Below are 20757 nucleotides of genomic sequence, written 5' to 3' on the forward strand. Positions count from 1 at the left end.
GTCTCGGTTTTGCAGACGGTTTCAATTAAAGCACGCAGCCCAATACCCGTAAGCACGGGTAGGTCATTGGCGAGAGCCGTACTTGTCTCGTCATACACGCGCTTAACGGTCTGGGGTAAGTGCCATGCGTCCTCGCCAATTCCTTTCCATCCGCCTATTCTTGGAGGAAAGAGGAAGACCGTTTCTGGATAGAACGATTTTCCTCATCGTCGTGAACGATATTCTCAGAGTCTGTGGCCGCCTGTCTGAAGGTTATCTGTTTGCACCCCTTGCACTTAACTATCTGGTACTGCAGGTGGCTGCTAACGGTGTAATCACGGTCTTCCCAGTCAGTTGCAACATCGACGGACACGCAGACTTCGTGAGCGGTTTCGCGCGAACAAGTGGGGCACAGCAGCTCAAGCTCGCTCCCCTGTGAGGCGTTCAAAGTCTCCGTAACTGTGCGGTGCATGTCGCGATTCCGATTTGTAGCGCGGCGTTGAGGGCCTAAATGTTACCGGGAAATTTCCGAGCGGGTATCTGATAAAGTCCCGGAGCGGAATTCCCCCCGTCGCCCTCCCGTTTCCACGCGCGGGTACCGTTGCGCGCAGCCTCTTGGACGTGCATCCGGTAACACGCGCGATACCTTAAACGCAGGCGCGCGCATCTCATCAGGCTGCATCTTCTCCGTCGTCGCTCTTGCTATCGGGCATGTCCTCTTCAGGGATTCGCCCCTTCTCTCTGAGCACAACCAATACTGGTTGTTCCAGCCAAAGCCGGGCATCGTAATCCATTTGGCTAACTGAAAGAAAAGTTCGGAACGTTATTTGACAGAATTTACAGTTATACCGCTTGCATTGGTTAGTCAAAAAAACCATGCGTCTCACATTTACTGACATTGAATAGCTGGCCGATTCATTTGAAGTTTCGTAAAATCGCGCGTGAAGCGATTGCCCAGTCAATCGGAACGGAATAGAGGCGGTATGGGAGCGCAAGACATAATCGGGGCACTCACTGGCGGGCTCGTTCAAAGCGACCGCCTGCTCAAGCTGGATAGTCCTTTGGGCAGTAACGTCCTGCTGCCCCAGCGGGTCGTTGGTCATTCACGAATTGGCCGTCATTATGAATTCACGGCTGATGTCGTGTCCACCTCCGACACGATTGAACTCAAGAAGCTGATCGCCCAGCCGGTGACGCTATGGGTTCAGCAAACGGACAAGTCCTATCTTCCTCATCACGGTTACGTGCATACAGCACGGCGTCTTGGATCCGATAGCGGGCTCACGAGTTATCAGATCGGCTATGCGTCGTGGATGCATTTTCTTCGTTTCCGCAAGGATGCACGAATCTGGCAGGACAAGCCCGTCGACGAAATCCTCACCGATGTATTCAACATGCATCCGCAGGCCCAGGGTGCGTTTCGCTTTGTCTTGAGCAAGCCGCTACCGTCGCGTTCGTTCTGCATGCAATACGAGGATGACTGGAATTTCGTCCACCGTTTGATGGAAAGCGAAGGGCTATTCGGCTACTTCGAGCAGGCAAGCGATGGCAAGTCGCATACGCTCATCGTTACAGACAGCCTCGACACGTTCCAGCCGCTTTCGCCGCAGACAGTTCAGTTTTACCGCGCGGGCACGAACAGCGAACCCGATGCACTTGTTCAATGGTCGGGCACAAGAACACTACAAAGCACGACACTCACGACCCGCACCTTCGATTACAAGGCACCTGCTTCCCCCACTTTTACCAAGGGCACAAACGTTCCAACGCTTCCCACACAGGGAAACTTGCCCCAGCAGATTGAAGTATATGAATACACCGGGGCCTACACCTATGGCAAACAGGATCGCGGTGATGCTCTGTCCAAAATCCGTATGGAAGAATGGGAATCGCGCGCCAAGCGTTTCTTCGGCTCGGGCGGTGTGCGTGGTGCGGATGCGGGTCGCTGGTTTGAGCTTGACGATCATCCCGGCCATGCAACAGACAGCCAGCAAAACCGCCAGTTTGCAATTATTGAAACCAACTGGTTCATCGAAAACAATCTGCCGGTGTCCAGTCAGACGTCCAATTTCCCTCACAGCCTGAAAAGCGAACTCGCCGCTGCGAAAGTTGACCATGCAGGCCTGAAAGTCACGCACGCGGATGGAAGCGAAGGTTTCTTTCTCGTTGAGATCGAAGCTCAACGCAAGGCGTTTCCCTATCGCAGTCCGTTTGAACACAACAAGCCAGAAATGCATTTTCAGTCAGCGATGGTCGTTGGCCCTGCGAATGCAGAGGTCTATACCGATCCGCTGAATCGTATCAAGGTGCGCTTCCACTGGGACCGGCTCAATAACGGTGACGAAAAAGCGTCGTGCTGGGTGCGTGTCGCGATGTCTGATACGGGCGGCGGATACGGCGGCGTGCACGTGCCGAGAGTCGGCGAAGAGGTGCTGATTAACTGGGTCGACGGCGATTGCGACAGGCCGCTCGTGACGGGACGGGTTTACAACGGTGCGACACAACCGCACTGGCATTCCAACGGCCTGCTATCGGGCTACAAGTCCAAGGAATTTCAGGGCAGCGGCTACAACCAGATGGTGATGGATGACTCCACGGGTCAGAACCGCGTTCACCTATATTCAACGAGCAGCAATTCGCAATTGCATTTAGGTTACCTGATCGACCAGACCGGGAACAGCAGGGGATCATACCTCGGTAGCGGCTTTGACCTGAAATCGGATGCCTACGGCGCGGTGCGTGCGGGCCAAGGCTTGTATGTCACCACCTATCCGGCGACCAGCCAGCCGCTGGATGCACGGCAGGCAAACTCGCAACTGGTGAATTCGGAAAGCGTGCTGGAATCGATGTCCGACGCAAGCACCGCGCACCAGGCCGAAAGCCTCAAGGAAGGCTACGACTCGCTGAAGTCATACACGGACGCGACACAGAGCAGCGTGTCGGGTTCGTCGTCGGGCGGAAATACGGCTGGCGGCGGGACCGGAAACGCCAATGCGTTCAAGGAACCGGTGATGCTATTCGGTAGTCCGTCAGGCATTGCCCTGTCCACACAGAAATCCATTCACATCGCCAGCGATGCACAGACCAACCTCGTAAGCGGACAGAGCACGCATATCGCGACCGGCAAGTCGTTGATTGCAAGCGTTGCCGAAAAGCTCAGCCTGTTTGTGCAGAACGCGGGCATGAAGCTGTTTGCAGCCAAGGGGAAGGTGGAAATCCAGGCCCACTCGGACGACATCGAACTGACTGCACAGAAGACGGTGAAACTGCTGTCAGCAACAGAAAAGATCGAGGCGGCGGCGAAGCAGGAAATCCTGCTGACGTCCGGTGGTGCATACATTCGCATCAAGGACGGCAACATCGAGATTCACGCACCTGGCAAGATTGATATCAAGGGTGCACAGCATAGTTTCAATGGGCCTGCGAATATGAATTATGCCTTGCCGTCTCTTCCTCTTTCTTCGGACGAGGAGATCATTGAACAGAGCTACGTATTGCTGGAGAACGGAACCACGCCGGTCGAAGGTTATCACTATGACCTTTATAGCGATGGTGGACTCTATACGAAAAAAGGCCAATATTCTTCCGGCGAAACGGTGAGCGTTTCAGGGCAACCTTCCCTGAAGCTAGTCACATGGATCGCAGGCGACTCAGCAAGGAAAAGTGTATGAGCAGTTCCAATCCCTCGGACGCACAGATACCCGCGAGTGCTCCAGCGGCGGCACAGCCTATCGATGCGCAGACGAGGCAACTTGCGGCGATGGCATACGGAGAAGCATCTTTACAGGACAATTCCGATGAAATGATGGCTATCGCTAGCGTGCTCGTGCGGCAACGTGATGCTCGCGGCTATTCCGACATGTCCACGTTTACAAAAAATGATCCAACGTTTTCGTTCGTGGTTGGTGATGGCAATGCTCGCTACAACAAAATGATGAAGGCGACAGAAGTCCAGATCGGGAAGGATCCTGCCATGCAGGCCGCAATCGCCGCCGCACGCAACGCGTTGGCAAACGGTCCAGATAAATCGAACGGTGCTTACTTTTGGGATGGTGCCGACATTAAGACAAATTACGAAAACCATTTTAAAGTTCGGCACGGGATAAAAATTACCGATCCGAGTCACAATATTTATGACATCAAGGATTCCACTAAGCTGGTAATTTTATACAAAATCGTAAAGACAAAGGATAAAAAAACCAAAAAGGTGAAAACCGAAAAAGTGGAAACGGGGCGTTATGATCACGTTTATGATTCAACGGCAGGAATTGGCGGCACAATTTTTTGGAAATACAATCAGCAATACTTGGACGTTACGGGCGGGAGTGAGTATCGATGAAAAGCGGATTCGCAGCACTGATCATGGTTGCGTCCAGCATAGGGTGGGCCGCCTCTCCGAGTGAAGACTTGGTTAAAAGCTGCCTTCTGGCGCGGTCGGTTGCGTCCTCTATCACCCTCCGAAACATCAACGCGGACGAGGTCTTGCAAGAGGATGACTACGCAGACGGATTCAATGCAAGCTATATCGTTAAATACAGAGGATCCGATATAGGTTACGCTGAAGGAAAGTCGGATCAGGCGTTGATATACTCTGGGAAGCTCTACCGGCTGTCAAAATCTACACCCATCGGGAATAACAACGAGATAAAGCCAGCGGCATTTAATCCAACGTTGGCACAATGGAGTCTCGCCAAAGAAGGAAAATACCAGTATTTATGTGTTGGCTTCAATTTCGACGGACTCGGACAGAGCGGCTCGTTTCAAAACGTGCATGGCGGCTATCTCTTGAATTTGAAAAATAAAGATTTATATTTTGCCGTGCGTGATGTCGGCCAATAATTACGCCACGGAGCCCACACTGAAAATTTCCATGGATACTCGTTCGGCAGTGCCGGAAGCTGCGCGAGCCCCGCTGATGGCACTCTGGGACGAATTATTCGGTTCCGTAAAGAAACGGTAGGCGAAAGCATGAGGCGATATCTGATCTTGAATGGCGACAAGACGACAGCCAATGGTACCGTCGAGGCTACGGCAACCACGATTCAACTGAGCGGACAGGATGTCGCACACGAAGGTGATAGCGTGTCCTGCCCAGCCTGCAACGCGACAGGCAAAATCCAGTGCGACGGCCCCCGCCAGATGATGACCGCACCTGACGGAAGGCATGCCGCTCTCAGCGATGATCTGTGTATCTGCGGTTGTCATCCGCCGCCGAAGTTGATTGCATCGCAGAACATGATGTCTACCGAAGCGTAGTGCCGGTCCAAGGACTTTTTCAAAGCGAAAAGTATTGCTTGTCCACGAGGACTCATTCGGCTTCCTTCCCTGGTCACCACATTGGACATGGGAGTCCCTTGTCGTATGAGCCTGCGTCCACGGTGTCCAACGTGTCCGGGGAAAATTGAAAAGATTGTTTAATAAGATTTGCCAACTGATTTGGACTGCGAAGTTATAAGATTGGTATTATTTTATTGATTTTGATTGGACGGGTTGGACACCCTGGACACGACCTTATGCAGCAAGGCTTCGGGATGTCCGACCTGATGTCCAGGGAGGCAAGTCCGGCAACTGATTGGACTGGATGCCTGCTGGGAAAAACTACTCAATTTCTATACTGATGAAGCGTGAGAATAAATGAACAAGACTGTGTTTGTGAAAGCCTACTTCAAGCCGATCTACAAGGATGTGGCCGTAAAGGTTGCGACCGGTGAAACCAAAGCGGGATTCTTTGGTGGGCAAAAAGATGTCACACGCACGGAAACCCAACGGCAACAAACGGGATGGTCGGACTGCGAGATCGATGGAAGGCGACTAGCCGACGATGTTTCCAAAGCAATTGCCGAGCTCAACAACGAAGGCTACGAAGCGATCAATGTCAGTGAGATCACCTCGGGCAGCTATCGCTACGAATACAACTCGCAGGGCATCACGAGTTCAAAGCGCATTCTCAGCGAAACCGAAAAAGTATCGGGCGGCGGAAGCTACGGGTTTGGCTATGACTGCTTGCCGCGCCTGCGGGCATCGCGCTGTCGACACAAAAGTCGACGCACGTAGCAACGGACCAGCACATCAATCTGGTAAGTGGTCAGAGCACGCACATCGCAACGGGTAAATCATTGGTGGCAAGCGTCACGCAGAAGCTGAGCCTGTTCGTGCAGAACGCGGGGATGAAGCTGTTTGCCGCGAAAGGAAAGATTGAGGTACAGGCGCATGCTGACAATATTGAATTAACGGCGCAGAAATCACTGCGGGTTGTATCCGCGATGGAAAAGATTCAGGCCGCTGCGCAGCAGGAAATCCTGCTGACATCTGGTGGCGCATATATCCGCATCAAGGACGGCAACATCGAGATTCACGCACCGGGGAAGGTCGACTTCAAGGGCGCGGACCACGCATTTAGCGGGCCGACGCGGATGGACGTCACGAACCCGGCGTTCAAGGATATGCCGACGCGACGACTGACGCTGAACACGATGGCTTCACCTTCTGCAACGAACGTCGTACCTGTCGGCATGCCGTACAAGCTCTACGCGGACGGTGCATTGGTGAAGCAGGGCGTGTTCGACAGCACCGGGCAGTTGCCCATCGATCATCAGGTAACGACGCAGAAATATACGCTTGAGATGGCAAGTGGCGTTAAGCACGAAATCCCTGTACCGGCCGATTACCGGGACGCGGGCAATGGGGCGCTGGCGAATCAGGGATTCCATTTTCACGAGAATGGCAATGCAACGGATGTCACCCCACCTGGTGACCGCGCTCAGCATCGGCAACGCTACAGCGACCTGCTCAATCCGCCATCAGGAGACGACGCATGACCGGCGCGCCAATCACGACACCGCTTGCACAGAACCAGACATCCACTGCGGCAGTATGCTCGCCTTGGTTCGTGGACTTTACCGACGAGAACAGGCCTGTCGAATTTCACCCGCTACCATGCTCCTACAAGCCGCTCGTCAACGGTGAGGAAGCATTCGGTGCGGTCTACGACGCCATTAACGCAGCAAGATTCAGCGTCGATATCATCTGTTGGGGCTTTCAGCCGTCGATGTATTTCAAGCGCGGCGATCGCGGTGCGTCGATGAATATCGGTGATCTGCTCATCACAAAGGGCTTGCAAGGCGTGCGGGTCCGGGTTCTGTGTTGGGCGGACTCCCTCGGTATTGCGCAGATGTCCGAGAATTCGACTCCGGGCCTGACGTGGTGGAGACACTTTTTCACACAAAACGAGAACAACACGGAGCGGGAATATGACCGTGAGTGGTATCGGCATGCGACAGCCCCCGGTATCGGACCGCAATGGGAGGACGCGAGGAACAAGTGGGCAGCGGAATTGCGGGCGCGACACACGGCGGGATTGCCGCCGCCTGATCCAGCCAAGGTTGTCGCCTTGCAGGGGTTTCCGTGTGTGGAAATGGCGACGCGGGATTTCTCGTTGAAGGACCGTTGGGAAATCATGTGGCGGGAATCCCGTTTCCGCGATGACAAAAGCCTCAACGAGGAAGCGGTCACGGTTGGCTTTGGTGGCGAACCGTCACATCACCAGAAAATGGTGATGGTGGACTACGACGCGCCGGAACACACAGTGGGCTTCGTCATGGGGCACAACACGCTCGACGCCTATTGGGACGACGATAAACATTCGTTTGCACGAATGCATCCGCGCTTCGGACGCAATGGTGCGACGCCGAGGCAGGACATGTCCGCGTGCGTCACTGGTCCGATACTCGAGCATCTGAACGTGAACTTCTGCCGTGCGTGGCAGCACACCACGAAAGTCGACCTGACTACGCCGCGCAAGGCGCTGGCGTCGCGGCTCACCGTCCGTCAGGATAAGGGCACTCCTGTGATGGCGCAAATCCTGCGCACGCAGTCGCAGAAAGCCGAGAATCGTCGGGATATCCGGTCGATGTACAAGCAGGTGACGAACAACACGTCCAGCTTTATGTACATCGAGAACCAGTATTTCCGCTGGCCGCCGCTGGTCGAACAGATCAAGGCCGCCGTCAATAAACAACTTGCATGGGGACGGGACACCGGCAGGGATGGGACGCTCTATCTGTTTGTCGTGACCAATTCCAGCGACGATGCGCTGGAAAACGGACAGGTTTCGACGTACCGCGTGATGGAGTCGCTTGGACATGCGGATACGATGCCAGACGTAACGAAAGCGGAACGCGACGACGCACTGCAACAGCAGAAAAGCAGTCTCCAGTCGCAGATAGACGACATCGATGGCAGTGAGCAGACCGTGAGAGTATATGGTACTGGCACGGCCGCACAGAATGCGCCATTTTTTGCCAAGAGCGAAGCGCGCAAGAAGGATTTGCAACAGCAACTGGATGCTGTAAACGGGAAGATCAATGCCAATAAGAGCGGGGCAGTTGTTCCGAGTGATATCACCGGGCTGAAAACGCTAATCTGCACGTTGGTTGCGCCTGACTCTCCGGCAGGAAACTGGATGAATACCTATGTACATAGCAAGATCATGGTCATCGATGATGTGTTCCTCACGCACGGCTCAGCTAACATCAACACACGGAGTATGGAAGTCGATAGCGAATTGAACATCTGCCATGAGCACGGCGACGTGACGAAGGCGCTCCGGAAGCGGTTGTGGACTATTCATACAAGGAACGGTTCAGTCAGTTATCAAGGAGGACAGTCGGACTCGGACGCAAATAACGCACAGGCCGTCGGCGACAATATTGAGGAAGCATTCAAGGCTTGGAGCGGGATCATCACAAGCAACAAAAAACGAATGGATAGCAAGAAACAGTCGCCTTTGGCATCTTTGATTGCATTTCGAACCGATACGACAAAACGGAGCAAGTTAGATTGATCATGCATAGATCGCTCGTTGCATTGTCTGTTGTATGCCTGCTATCTGCCTGTTCGAAAAGCGAGAATGCCATGAACCCGTTGCCTGACGTTAGCGCAGTACGCCTGAAACTTGCCTTCACGTGTACGCACGAAGCTGATCATCTGCCGCCGCTCGATCCCGAACCGGAAAAACTCTTTCAGTACGGACGATATCTTGAGAAGAAAGAGGGGCCGAAGGATTTCAACGATATCGCGCGTTACTATCGGATTGCTGCGGCGTATGGACATTACAAGGCGAACCACAATCTGCAAATCCTGATTTCATCTGGATCGGCGTCGTCACCCGATCCAGAAAAGGAAAGCGTTGATCTGGCTGAACAACTCATCAAAGCAGGTGTGCCGAGCGGCTACTACGATATCGGGCACTACCTGCTGAATGGCTATGGCGTCAAACGCGACGACGACGCGGCTAGGCGTTATATGCGCAAAGCAGCAGATTCAGGAAATCCAGATGCGCAATACTATGTTGCGAATTTACTCAACCCCGCTGATGCAGCGCCGGACATTGCGCTACAAATGTTTCAATGTGCGTCTGTTCAAGGATACGCTGCCGCAGGTAACGATCTCGGCGTGGCTTTTCAACTCAGTCGAAAGTTTGTCGAAGCGGCTGAGGCTTTTCAAAGTAGCGCGAAGGCGGGAAGTAGTCAGTCGGCGTTTCTACTCCAGTATGCCTTTGATGAGAAGTCTGGAAAGAATGAACTCTATGCAATCGACGTTAAGCCTGATGCAGAACGTACTCGCCGCTATGGCTTGATTGGCAAGTTCTTCGACAGCAACGACGGTCGCAACCCCAAGGTACCCGACATCGACAAGATCGTTCCGCTACCGCCTGCGAAGCTTCCGCCGTGGGATGGTACGTTCCAGTGGCAAAAAGAGCAGGATGCAGCAGCACCGCCGCAGAAACCGTCCAATGAACTCATTGATCAACTGGCGAAAGCAAAGCAACTCGATCCGACGACGGGCCTGCCGCTATCGGGTTCGCTGGACAAGGCATCACAGGCGCATGAACCTTCGAACGTCGCAGCGGCCCATGTGCCGCTCGGCACGCGGGCAAGTACGGGCGATATCTGCCCTGAAGATGGCGTGTGGCACGCGAAGCTCGAAGCGGGCCAGACTGGAGACATGCAGAGGCGTTTTTTGAAAGGCGATACATTGCCCTCGCTGGTCGTACATGAACCGCGCGCGCTCGCATTTCTCGACCGACTGATGGGCACGCGCCAGCAGACTGCACAGGTCGCATGGGAACTGGTCGCGTATATCGATCAGGCTTGATGTTCCGATAACAGGCAGATTGTGAAACGATATCTGATCCTCGACGGCGATGCACGCATGGGCGGAGGCACTGAAGATTCGAGCGGCGATATATTTGTGGCCTTTTCAGTGGGGAATTCGGGGCTGCCGGCCGCTAATTATGGGCGCGTTGGAAAGCCCACCACTGCCGTGGAGATGGTGAATAACGATCACATGTCTGCTTTGTTTTCGGCTGCCGCAGAGGCCGTTGAGGAAGCCATCGTCAATGCACTGCTGGCCGCTACGGATATGAACGCGCGTGGCGCTCGCGCGGTGGCGATCGGTTCTGAGCGCCTGCTGTCGGCGCTTCGTGAGGTGGGATGGAAGCCGGATAGCTAAGGCCGATGCCGCAGCCTTACATAAAGAAAGCGCTCCCAAGCGTAAAAACAAAATAAATAAACTTGCTCTAAACTAGCTGCCGCCCGAACCAGCCTAGTAAAGAGCAAGAAACTAATGCCCCGACCTCCAGCCGATCCCGTCGGCGATCCTAGCTTCAGTTTGCCCAAACATCCCGCTTTCCAACGTTTCTGGTGCACCCGCATCCTCTCGTCGCTGTCGTTCCAGATGCTCGCCGTGGCCATGGGCTGGCACATCTACGCACTAACGCATAGCGCCTTCGCACTCGGCCTCGTGGGTCTCGCCCAATTTCTGCCGATGTTCGTGCTGACGCTCGTGGTTGGCCACGTCGCCGACCGCTACGACCGTCGCCGGATCGCGGCCATCTGTCAAAGCCTCGAAAGCGTCGCTGCATTGCTATTCGCCTTTGGCACCTTCGGTGGCTGGATCAGCGCGCCGGTCATCTACGTGCTGGCCGCATGCGTAGGTGCGGCGCGCGCCTTCGAATCGCCTGCGGTTGCGTCGCTGTTGCCGGGCGTCGTGCCGCGCGGGCAATTGCCCAAAGCCACGGCATGGGCCACCTCCGCGAATCAAACCGCGCAGATCGCGGGTCCGGCATTGGGCGGCCTGCTATACGGCATCGGCCCTGGCGCCGCCTACCTCGCATGCACGCTGTCGTTTGCGGCCGCTGCTGCCTCTGTGTGTGCCATCCCGTTGCAGGCGAAGCTGGCGAGCCGCGCGCCGGTCACGCTCGAGTCGGTGTTCTCCGGCATCGCTTTTATCCGCAAGGAGCCCGTGATACTCGGCGCACTATCGCTCGATCTGTTCGCGGTGCTGTTCGGCGGCGCGACCGCGTTGCTGCCGGTCTTCGCACGCGACATCCTGCACACAGGGCCGCTCGGTCTCGGCCTGCTGCGTTCGGGTACCGCCATCGGCGCGCTCGCGGGCACCGTCTGGCTCGCGCATTTTCCGCTGCGCAACCGGCCTGGCGCTGCGATGTTCGGTGGCGTGATCGCGTTTGGCGCGGCCACTGTCGTGTTCGGTCTGTCGCATCAGTTTTTCGTATCGCTCTTCGCGCTGATGGTGCTGGGCGCGTCGGACACCATCAGCGTAGTGGTGCGCCTATCGCTCGTGCAACTGCGGACACCGGATGAAATGCTGGGTCGCGTCAGCGCGGTCAATTCGCTTTTCATCGGGACATCGAATCAACTGGGTGAATTCGAATCCGGCGTGACGGCAGGGTGGTGGGGCGCACAACCCGCCGTGCTGGTGGGCGGTGTCGCGACGATCGCCGTCGCCTTGCTGTGGATGCGATTCTTTCCGGAACTCAGGCGTACGCGCTCGCTGGAGCGGGAAGAGGAACTGGTGCCAAGCCGTTGATGGAGACGCATGACGCGTTGCCTGGAACGAGATGCCATGTTCATCCTCCCGGTTTTTGAAAACCCGGTTGCCGTTTTCGCCGGGTTCTCCTTAAATACGGAAGCCGGTAACGTTGAGCGTGCCACCTGCGGAGTCGTCCGCGTAGACGTGATTCGGCGTGCGCCTCGACCCGCTATGATGGTGGCAACCTCACTCGGCCACCTTCATCATGCGGATCGCCCCTTTACCCCCGCTTCAATGTCTGATCGCATTCGAATCGGCCGTGCGGCATACCAGTTTCACCAAGGCGGCTGTTGAGCTGCATCTGACGCAAAGCGCGGTCAGCCGCCAGATCGCGCAACTCGAAGACTTCCTCGGCCGCTCGCTCTTCGTGCGCGAGCATCGCGCCCTACGTCTGACGATCGCCGGCGAACGCTACGCGAAGCACGTGCAGTGGCTGCTCGCCAATTGCTCGGAAGCCACGCTCGAGGTGATGAAGCGATACGGCGATCTGGAGTTGACGATTGCGTGTTCGTCGGGTGTCGCGGTGTTGTGGCTCACGCCGCGCCTGGGTGCATTTCGCGCCGCCCATCCAAACGTGAAGATCCGGATGATCGTGCGTGACGGACTCGCTTCGTTGTCGCCGGCGGAATTCGACGTGGGTCTTTACTACATCCGCCAGCGCGCCGAGCCGCATTTCACCGCACGCCGTATTTTCGACGAAGACGTGTACCCGGTATGTTCACCCGGATATCTCGCCGGCCGGGTGCTGGAGCCTGCCGATCTCGCCCATGAAACATTGCTGATGCAGGAAGACGGTCAGCGGCAATGGATGTCGTGGCCCGAATGGTTCCGTCTCAACAATGTGCAGATGCCCGGTTCCCCGCAGTCGGTCGTCGTCAATCATTACCCACAACTCGTGCAGATGGCGATTCTTGGCCAAGGCGTCGTGCTCGGCTGGCGTCACATGATCGATGCGTGTCTGAACGAGGGACTGCTAGTGCGTGCTACGCGAGCCTCGGCGAGCCACGGTGGCGGTTACTACGTCGTATCGCCGAACGATCGCGCGGAGAATCAGGCGGCGCGCCTCTTCACGCGCTGGCTGTTCGAGCAGGCAGAGGCGCAGACGAGCGGGCAGACAAGCGGGCCGACGGGCGGGCAAACGCTCGCGGAGACGAGCAACGCGTCCGTCGCCTGACTGCGTTTCGCATGCGCTACGCGCATGCATGCATGTGAATCTTTCGTTTCGAAAACAAATCAGGTCTCTCTACGATCGGCTTTATGCACGCGGAAGCGCCGCTCGATTTCGATGCGTCGCATTGCTGGCAGATCAGCCGGACCCGTAGCCATGCAGCGGCCGCACGAGCGGTCGCACAAGCAGCCTGATGAGGAAAGAGACCATGCAAGGAACGCTTTCATCCAACGTCGCGATGTCCGTGGATACGCTCGCGCGACAGCGGCGCCGTGCCATTATCGCCACTGTGCTCGGCAATGGGCTCGAGTGGTTCGACTTCACCGTCTATAGTTTTTTCGCGGTGATCATCGCCAAGCTGTTCTTTCCGACCGGCAATGAGCTGACCTCGCTGCTGCTCACCGTCGCGACGTTCGGCGTGGGTTTTTTCATGCGGCCGGTGGGTGGCATCGTGCTCGGCGTGTACGCGGATAAAGTGGGAAGAAAGGCGGCGCTCTCGCTGACTATTCTGTTGATGGCGGGCGGTACTGCACTCATCGGCCTCGCTCCGACTTACGACCAGATCGGTCTGTGGGCGCCGGTGCTGATCGTGGTTGCCCGGTTGCTGCAGGGTTTCTCGGCCGGCGGCGAAATGGGCACCGCCACTGCGTTTCTTACCGAATATGCGCCGGCTGGCAAGCGCGCATTCTATTCGAGCTGGATTCAATCGAGCATCGGCTTTGCCGTGCTGCTGGGCGCTGCGGTCGGCACGTTCGTGACATCAAGCCTGAGCGCCGATGCGCTGCATTCGTGGGGTTGGAGAATGCCGTTCCTGATCGGCATTCTGATCGGACCGGTCGGCTATTTCATTCGTAGTCGCATGGACGAAACGCCGGCGTTCAGCGCGGTTGCCGAGGAGGCGAAAAGCGATTCGCCGCTCGCGGAAGTGTTTCGCCGCTTTCCACGCGAGACGTTCGCGAGCTTTTCGATGGTGATTCTGTGGACGGTGTGCACCTACGTACTGCTGTTCTATATGCCGACCTATTCGGTGCGCACACTGCATCTGCCGCAATCCACGGGCTTTCGTGCCGGCATGTTCGGTGGGGTGATGATTATGTGTTTCTCACCCGTGGTCGGCGCACTCGCTGACCGCTTCGGCCGCCGCCGCTTTCTGTCCGGCGCGGCTGCATTGATCCTTCTGCTCGCATGGCCGATGTTCACTTACATCAATCACGCGCCTGGGCTCGCTTCGCTGATGGTGTTTCAGGGCGTGTTCGGCTTGCTGATCGCCGTCTACACCGGTCCGATTCTCGCGGCATTCTCGGAGCTGTTCCCGACCAAAGTGTTGTCTACGGGCCTCTCTGTTGCGTACAACTTTGCGGTGACGATTTTCGGCGGCTTCGCGCCGTTCTTCATCACGTGGCTAATCGCGTCGACGGGCAGCAATATGGCGCCCGCAATCTACGTGATGATCGCCGCGGCCATCAGTCTCGTCGGCACGTTCTATGTGCGCGATACGCGCCGTAGCCAAGCCTGAGGCCGCGCGTCCGGCGAACGAAAGCCGGATGGGTTCCTTCATCCAGTCAGGAAAATATCAATGAGCATTACGGTAATCAGCGGCGGCAACGTACTCGATCTGGCCCAGGGTGCGTTGCTCGACCATCATCACGTCGTAATCGAAAACGGCTATATCGTCGAAGTCACCGATCGTCCTGTCGACCTGCCGAATGCGCGCGTAATCGACGCGCGCGGCAAGACGGTGATGCCCGGCCTGATCGATTGTCACGTGCACGTGCTCGCTTCGCGCGCGAATCTCGGTGTGAATGCGACGCAGCCGAATATCCTCACTGCGATTCGTGCGCTGCCGATTCTCAAGGCGATGCTCGGCCGCGGCTTTACGACGGTGCGTGACGCGGGCGGCGCGGACTGGGGTTTGACGCAGGCGCTGGAGAGTGGCCTGATTCCGGGGCCACGCATTTTCCCGTCGGGAAAGGCGTTGTCGCAAACCGGCGGCCACGGCGATTTCCGTCCACGCGGCGACGTGCTGGAACCCTGTTCATGCGCCTTTCGTGCCGGGGCGATTGCGCGAGTGGTCGACGGTGTCGATGCGGTGCGGCTCGCCGTGCGCGAAGAGATTCAGAAGGGCGCCACGCAGATCAAGATCATGGCATCCGGCGGCGTTGCATCGCCGACCGATCCGATCAGCAACACGCAATACTCTGAGGAAGAGATCCGGGCAATCGTCGCCGAAGCGGAGGCGGCCAATACCTACGTGATGGCGCATGCCTACACCGGCCGCGCGATTTCGCGTGCGATTCGCTGTGGCGTACGCACGATCGAGCACGGCAATCTGGTCGACGAAGCCGCCGCGAAACTGATGCGCGAGCACGGTGCGTTCGTCGTGCCCACGCTGGTCACCTACGATGCGCTGGCCAGGCACGGTGCCGATTATGGTTTGCCGGCCGATTCGATCGCCAAGGTCGAAACCGTGCGGCAAGCCGGGCGCGACTCGCTGCAGATCTATGCGAACGCTGGGGTGCCAATGGGATTCGGTTCGGACTTGCTCGGCGAAATGCACACATTCCAGAGCGATGAATTGCGTATACGCGCCGAGGTGCTCGGCAATCTGGAAGCGTTGCGCTCAGCGACTACAATCGCGGCCGATATCGTCGATCGGAGGGGCAAGCTCGGTGCTATCAAAGCCGGGGCGATTGCCGACGTGCTGGTGGTCGACGGCAATCCGCTCAAGGATATCGGGGTGTTGACCGGGCAGGGCGAGCGCCTCGAGTATGTCTTGCAACGTGGCGAGGTGGTGAGCGAGCGGGGCATGGTCGCGTCGCGTTAATCGGCAGATGCGTGTGCAGCGATCGGCAAGGGCCTCGGAAATTCTCTAGGCTCCCGCGGCGCTCACACGCAATGCTGTCCATCGCACAGTCGCGAGAATCGATGCCGCGACGATCAACGCACCACCGATCCAGGCCGTCGTTGAAATCCGTTCACCTAACCAGATGCAGGCGAATAACGCGCCGAAAGCGGGCTCGCTGCCCATCAACAGCGACACACGCGTTGGGCTGCTGCGTTTGATCGCGAAGTTTTGCGCGAAGAATGCGAATAGCGTGCACGCGATCACCAGATAGCCGATGTAACCCCAGAACATGGCGTGCCCGGCGAGCGACGGCACCGGCTGCCACTGTTGCGGCGCAAACAGCACCGCAACCGCCGCGCTGCCGAATGCCACCACACCCGACTGAACCGCTGTCACCGACAAAGGCGGCAACGTGGAGTCGCGCATCACGCGTTTAGTTACACACACATTCAGCGCGCGCAGCAGCGCGGCGAGCAGAATCAGCGCGTCGCCGGGATTGAAACTCAGCGCGCCATCCCCTGCCAGCAGCCACGCGCCGAACAGCGAAAGCGCGACCGCCGCCCATTCGATGCGGCTCGGCCTGCGCTTGAGCAGCCACCATTCGACAAGCGGCGTCAGCACCACGCAGAGGCTGATCAGAAACGCCGCATTGGCCGCGCGCGTCAGCAGAATGCCGAAGGTCTCGCAGAGAAAGATGCCCAGCAGCAGGGCGCCCGCGATCAGCACGCCACGCAGCGTGCGGGCATCGGCGGCGCGTAGATGGCGCAAGGTGGGCGACAGGATCACAAAGGTGATGCCGAAGCGCATCGCCAGCAAACCCAGTACCGGATAGAACACCAGGGCGCTTTTGACGACGCCATAACTGGTGCCCCAGACCACGGCGACCGCGAGCAGCATCAGATCGGAGAGCAGAAGCAGGCGTTCTTGTTTCGACATGGCGGACCTCAAGCAGATGAACGCATATTGTCGAACTTTGCTCGTGAGGCGATAATCGGGTCGTTGCGCACAGCATTTATGTCCAGAATGCACTAATCGGTTCAACCTCCGCGAGCGCTCGACGATGAACCCAACCGACCTTTTCGCGTTGCTGCCGGACATGGCGGTTTTCGCGCGCGTTGTCGATGCCGGCAATTTTTCGGTGGCCGCGCGTCAGCTCGGCAGTACGCCGTCTACCGTCAGCCGCCAGATCAAACGCCTCGAGGACGCCTTGGCGACGCGCCTGCTCGAACGGTCCACGCGGACGGTGCGGGTCACGGAATCGGGTCTCCAGGTGGCGCGTTTCTGCCGCGACATGGTGAGCGCCGCATCGGGCGCGGTGGATGCCGCCGGGCAACTGGCCGGCAGACCGCAAGGCAAGGTGAGCGTGAGCGCGCCCACCGCGTTCGCGAAGACGGTGATTCATCCGCTGATTCCCGGTTTTCTGCGTGCCTACGATGAAGTCGACTTGCAACTGCTTTTCACCGATCACGACGTCGACCCGCTCGCCGACGATGTCGATCTGGTCATCCGTCTGACCGAGCATCCACCGCAAGGGCTCGCGGGGCGCAGGTTGGGCACAGTGCGCTGGCTGCTGGTTGCATCACCCGCCTATTTGCGTGAGCGCGGCACGCCGGCACAACCGCGCGATCTCCTCCAGCACGATTGCATCTACCTTGGCGAAACCGCCGACGACAACCGCTGGCGCTTTCGCCGCGGCACGGAGACGCAAACCGTCGACGTGAAGGGGCGTTACATTGCGAATCACGCTGGCGCGCGGCTTGAAGCCGCGCAGCAAAATTTCGGCATTGCGAACTTGCCTGAGTTTGCCGCCACCGACGCATTGCTAAATGGAGAACTCATGCAGGTACTGCCGGACTGGAAGCTCGAGGCGCGCGCTTATGTGGGCTCGGTGTGGCTGCTATATCCGCCGAACCGTTTCTTGCCGCCGAAGGTGAGGGCGCTGATCGATTATCTCGTCGAGCATATTCGCGAGGCGACTTAAGCGCGGGTCCAACTCGCTGCGCAACGCGTTCGTATGCCGTGGCCGCAGAGTATCGATTTGGTTTGCACGAAAGACGAACGTAGAATCGCTCGCGTTACCATGACTTATAGCGATCGCAACGACAGAAGCGATCAGGAGGAGAGCAAACATGACCTTGCGTGAAACCGGGCCGATTGCGGCGACTATCTATCGCGGCGAAGCAATCGAGAACACACATGTTGCTCATGTCGCGGTGGTTCAGGCCGATGGCCGCCTGCTGTATTCATTCGGCGATCCTTCGCGTATCACGCTGGCACGTTCCGCGGCAAAGCCCGCACAGGCCTTGGCGGTAGTCGAGACCGGCGCGCTTGAGCGTTTCGGGTTCGACGAAATTGATCTCGCACTCATGTGCGCCTCGCACAGCAGCGAGACGCGCCACATCGAACGCGCGCGGCAGATGCTGGCCAAGGCGCAGGTTAGCGAGGCCGATCTGCGTTGCGGCGGCCATCCACCGCTGTCCGATGCCGTGCATGTCGACTGGCTGAAGCGCGATTTCAAGCCAGACGCGGTATGCAGCAATTGCTCGGGCAAGCACGCCGGCATGCTGGCCGGGGCACGCTCGATCGGCGCAGCGATTAAGGGTTATGAACTGCCGGGGCATCCACTGCAGGTACGCGTGAAACATACCGTCGCCGACGTATGCGACTTGCCGGACGATGCGGTGCAATGGTCGATTGACGGTTGCAATCTGCCCACGCCGGCGTTCGCCCTTGACCGGCTTGCACGCCTGTTCGCAAAGCTCGCTGCGGCAGAGGATGAGATTTCGGCTTCCTCTGCCGCTTCTTCTTCCATTGCACCACGAACCATTGCGCTCGCACGCATCTATCGTGCGATGGCGGCGCATCCGGAATGGGTGGCAGGCGAGGGGCGTTTCTGCACCGCGTTAATGCGGGCGTTCGATGGTGCGCTGATCGGCAAGGTAGGGGCCGACGGTAGCTACGCAATCGGCGTGAGGGCTTCGCGGCAGACGGCGCAACTCGGCGCCGACGGTGCACTCGGCATTGCGGTGAAGGTCGAGGACGGCAACATCGGCGTGCTGTACGCCGTCGTTGCTGAACTGCTCGCGCAGCTCGATATCGGCAGCCCTGAGCAACGTGCGCAACTGGGCGCGTTCAGTGCGTCACCGATGTTCAACACCATGGGCATCGAAATCGGCCATCTGGCATTTTCGCTTGCGCTCGAAGCGCATCCACACCGCGAGGCGTGAAGGTACGCAGCGCGGTGCCTGTTATGCGTCGTCTTTCTTGAAGCGATCCTGTATGGCTACCAGTTGATCGTCGCTGGTGGCCACGATCCACAGACGGGCACGTTCGACCATCAGGCGATTGTGATCCTTGAGCGCGCCCATCGACACGGCGGTTTTCCACGCGACGGGTGCGGCGCGGCTGGTTCTTCCTGACGGTGTGCCGACCAGCAGTGCGTAGGGTCCGAGGGGCAACGAGACGAACGGCATGGCCGGCTTGATGCGCACGCGCCAGTCGATGAATGGCGAATCGCTGAAGAGAAGCGGCGTGGGCAGACCGTGCAGCACGGTGAAGTCGTAGAGCGCGAGTTGTTCGCGCATTGGCCCGTAGACCTGGCGAATATCGTTGACGAGCGCGGCACGGATTTCATCGTCGAACATCGCTTCCTGTGTGTAGTGGTCGACAGCTTGCAGCGCGTCGTGCTGATAGGCGCTGAAGATCGCCAGATCGAGGCAATCATGAACGGCGCGTTGGACTTCTGCGGCGGAACCGGCTTCTTCGGGTTTGCCGAGTTGCGCGGCGCGGAGGAAGCGCGCGAGGGCGGCATCCTGGGTTGAAGGGCCGATGGCTAGCGGGTCGTCGGCGGCGTCTTTGTCGAGTGGGACGTAGAGGTATTTTTCTGCCGCGAAGCGGGATTTTTTGCCGTCATCAAAGCTGATTTCGCCGGTGGTGCAGTTGAGATAGCGAGTGCCGATGTGGCCGTGTTCCCACACGTAGTTTTTCAGGACGGGACGCAGGGGGTGGAGTGGGTCTGGTTGTTGCATTTCTTTGTTGCACTCCGTGCGGGTTGGGTTGGTTTGGGTATGGTCACATAGAATTGAGGTTTTATTGGGGTTTTTTGCCTGCGGCGCTTTTGTTTTGTCTGTTTGTCTGCGGGGGTGGATTTTCTTGATTTGGTTGCCTGCGCGGCGCTTTCTTGTCTGCCTGTGGCGTTGGCCTGTCCTTGAATTGTTATTGGATTATTAGCGTTGCCCCTGTGCGGGGCGGCACCTACTTCTCTTTGCCTGCTGCAAAGAGAAGTAGGCAAGAGAAAGCAGCTCACACCGCTAATTATTAAGCGGGTCCCCCGCGCAGTTGCGGTAGTGGTGCATCTGGAATCCGTGCCCTCGCACATTCAGCGTGAGTGACAAGGCACTCATCAGCTCCCACTCCGCACTGCGTGCATCGCGGACGGGTATGCATGGGAAACCAGAGGCTCCGTTTGCGCGTGGTGGGGGCCGTTGGCTTCGCCTCGGCGAGACGCCTCTACATTTATGCGCGAACTTCCACCGAGAATGAAATGTCAGTGTGTGGCAGCCGCAGCCGCAGCCGCAGCCGCAGCCGCAGCCGCAGCCGCAGCCTCAGCCTCAGCCTCAGCCTCAGCCATGCCATAGTCGCCAGCGCCAGCCCCAGCCCCAGTAGCAGTAGCAGTAGCAGTAGCAGTAGCAGTAGCAGTAGCAGTAGCAGTAGCAGTAGCAGTAGCAGTAGCAGTAGCAGTAGCAGTAGCAGTAGCAGGAATGGTCACAGTGGCGATACAACGGTGAGCCGCGACGTTGAGCGAAACTCGAACGCCAACCATAACCGGGCGGTTTTATGAAGTGCGCGTCGGCGCGCGCAGCGCCGCCGGAAG

Annotated in this window: 15 protein-coding genes and 2 pseudogenes; 15 read left to right on the plus strand and 2 right to left on the minus strand. The window is 57.8% G+C overall.

The window, feature by feature from the left end; all coding sequences use genetic code 11:
- The first annotated feature begins 962 nt into the window (after positions 1 to 962).
- The 13 genes and pseudogenes from tssI (at position 963) to PQR40_RS20470 (ending at position 15863) form a co-directional block, all read left to right on the plus strand.
- Positions 963 to 3650 (plus strand): type VI secretion system Vgr family protein, encoded by a 2688-nt coding sequence (gene tssI / locus PQR40_RS20410; RefSeq protein ID WP_408337047.1) that lies wholly within the window; start codon positions 963 to 965, stop codon positions 3648 to 3650.
- Positions 3647 to 4318, plus strand: coding sequence for a hypothetical protein (locus PQR40_RS20415; protein ID WP_408234220.1), 672 nt, complete (start codon positions 3647 to 3649; stop codon positions 4316 to 4318). Before tssI ends, PQR40_RS20415 begins: the two co-directional genes overlap by 4 nt.
- Positions 4315 to 4818 (plus strand): hypothetical protein, encoded by a 504-nt coding sequence (locus tag PQR40_RS20420; protein WP_408234217.1) that lies wholly within the window; start codon positions 4315 to 4317, stop codon positions 4816 to 4818. Before PQR40_RS20415 ends, PQR40_RS20420 begins: the two co-directional genes overlap by 4 nt.
- Before the next feature lie 129 nt (positions 4819 to 4947).
- Positions 4948 to 5235: a PAAR domain-containing protein gene (locus PQR40_RS20425; protein WP_408234214.1), complete on the plus strand. Its 288-nt coding sequence runs from the start codon at positions 4948 to 4950 to the stop codon at positions 5233 to 5235.
- Positions 5236 to 5613: 378 nt separating this feature from the next.
- Entirely contained in the window at positions 5614 to 6033 is a 420-nt protein-coding gene (locus PQR40_RS20430) for a hypothetical protein (protein WP_408234211.1), read from the plus strand.
- A pseudogene (locus PQR40_RS20435) lies at positions 5979 to 6797 on the plus strand (DUF2345 domain-containing protein); the annotation flags it as partial. The gene PQR40_RS20430 and the pseudogene PQR40_RS20435, both read left to right, overlap by 55 nt.
- Positions 6794 to 8821, plus strand: a complete 2028-nt coding sequence (locus PQR40_RS20440) for a Tle5 family T6SS lipase effector (RefSeq protein ID WP_408509748.1) — start codon at positions 6794 to 6796, stop codon at positions 8819 to 8821. The pseudogene PQR40_RS20435 and the gene PQR40_RS20440, both read left to right, overlap by 4 nt.
- 2 nt (positions 8822 to 8823) lie before the next feature.
- Entirely contained in the window at positions 8824 to 10134 is a 1311-nt protein-coding gene (locus tag PQR40_RS20445) for an SEL1-like repeat protein (protein WP_408509749.1), read from the plus strand.
- 45 nt (positions 10135 to 10179) lie between these two features.
- A pseudogene (locus PQR40_RS20450) lies at positions 10180 to 10491 on the plus strand (P1 family peptidase); the annotation flags it as partial.
- A 114-nt stretch (positions 10492 to 10605) separates the two neighbouring features.
- Complete coding sequence (locus tag PQR40_RS20455; RefSeq protein ID WP_408509750.1) at positions 10606 to 11868, plus strand: MFS transporter; 1263 nt, start codon at positions 10606 to 10608, stop codon at positions 11866 to 11868.
- Positions 11869 to 12076: 208 nt separating this feature from the next.
- Positions 12077 to 13045, plus strand: coding sequence for a LysR substrate-binding domain-containing protein (locus tag PQR40_RS20460; RefSeq protein WP_408509751.1), 969 nt, complete (start codon positions 12077 to 12079; stop codon positions 13043 to 13045).
- A gap of 202 nt (positions 13046 to 13247) precedes the next feature.
- A complete protein-coding gene (locus PQR40_RS20465; protein ID WP_408234190.1) occupies positions 13248 to 14555 on the plus strand; it encodes an MFS transporter in 1308 nt (435 codons plus the stop codon).
- A 60-nt stretch (positions 14556 to 14615) separates the two neighbouring features.
- The gene (locus PQR40_RS20470) at positions 14616 to 15863 is read left to right on the plus strand and encodes a metal-dependent hydrolase family protein (protein WP_408509752.1); all 1248 of its coding nucleotides are present in this window, start codon (positions 14616 to 14618) and stop codon (positions 15861 to 15863) included.
- A gap of 45 nt (positions 15864 to 15908) precedes the next feature.
- Here the strand turns inward: PQR40_RS20470 and PQR40_RS20475 are convergent, their stop codons facing one another.
- Positions 15909 to 16820 carry a DMT family transporter gene (locus tag PQR40_RS20475; RefSeq protein WP_408509753.1) on the minus strand — a complete coding sequence of 304 codons (912 nt, stop codon included), beginning with the start codon at positions 16818 to 16820 and terminating at the stop codon, positions 15909 to 15911.
- A gap of 124 nt (positions 16821 to 16944) precedes the next feature.
- On the opposite strand from PQR40_RS20475, the gene PQR40_RS20480 reads away from it, so the two are divergent.
- Both PQR40_RS20480 and PQR40_RS20485 read left to right on the plus strand, forming a co-directional pair.
- A complete protein-coding gene (locus PQR40_RS20480) occupies positions 16945 to 17865 on the plus strand; it encodes a LysR family transcriptional regulator (protein ID WP_408509754.1) in 921 nt (306 codons plus the stop codon).
- A 148-nt stretch (positions 17866 to 18013) separates the two neighbouring features.
- Positions 18014 to 19111 carry an asparaginase gene (locus PQR40_RS20485; RefSeq protein WP_408509755.1) on the plus strand — a complete coding sequence of 366 codons (1098 nt, stop codon included), beginning with the start codon at positions 18014 to 18016 and terminating at the stop codon, positions 19109 to 19111.
- A gap of 21 nt (positions 19112 to 19132) precedes the next feature.
- On the opposite strand, the gene PQR40_RS20490 is transcribed toward PQR40_RS20485, so the two are convergent.
- Positions 19133 to 19912 carry a hypothetical protein gene (locus PQR40_RS20490; protein ID WP_408509756.1) on the minus strand — a complete coding sequence of 260 codons (780 nt, stop codon included), beginning with the start codon at positions 19910 to 19912 and terminating at the stop codon, positions 19133 to 19135.
- Positions 19913 to 20757: the final 845 nt, after the last annotated feature.

It is taken from the genome of Paraburkholderia sediminicola (assembly GCF_046026855.1).
In the GTDB taxonomy this organism is placed as follows: domain Bacteria; phylum Pseudomonadota; class Gammaproteobacteria; order Burkholderiales; family Burkholderiaceae; genus Paraburkholderia; species Paraburkholderia sediminicola_A.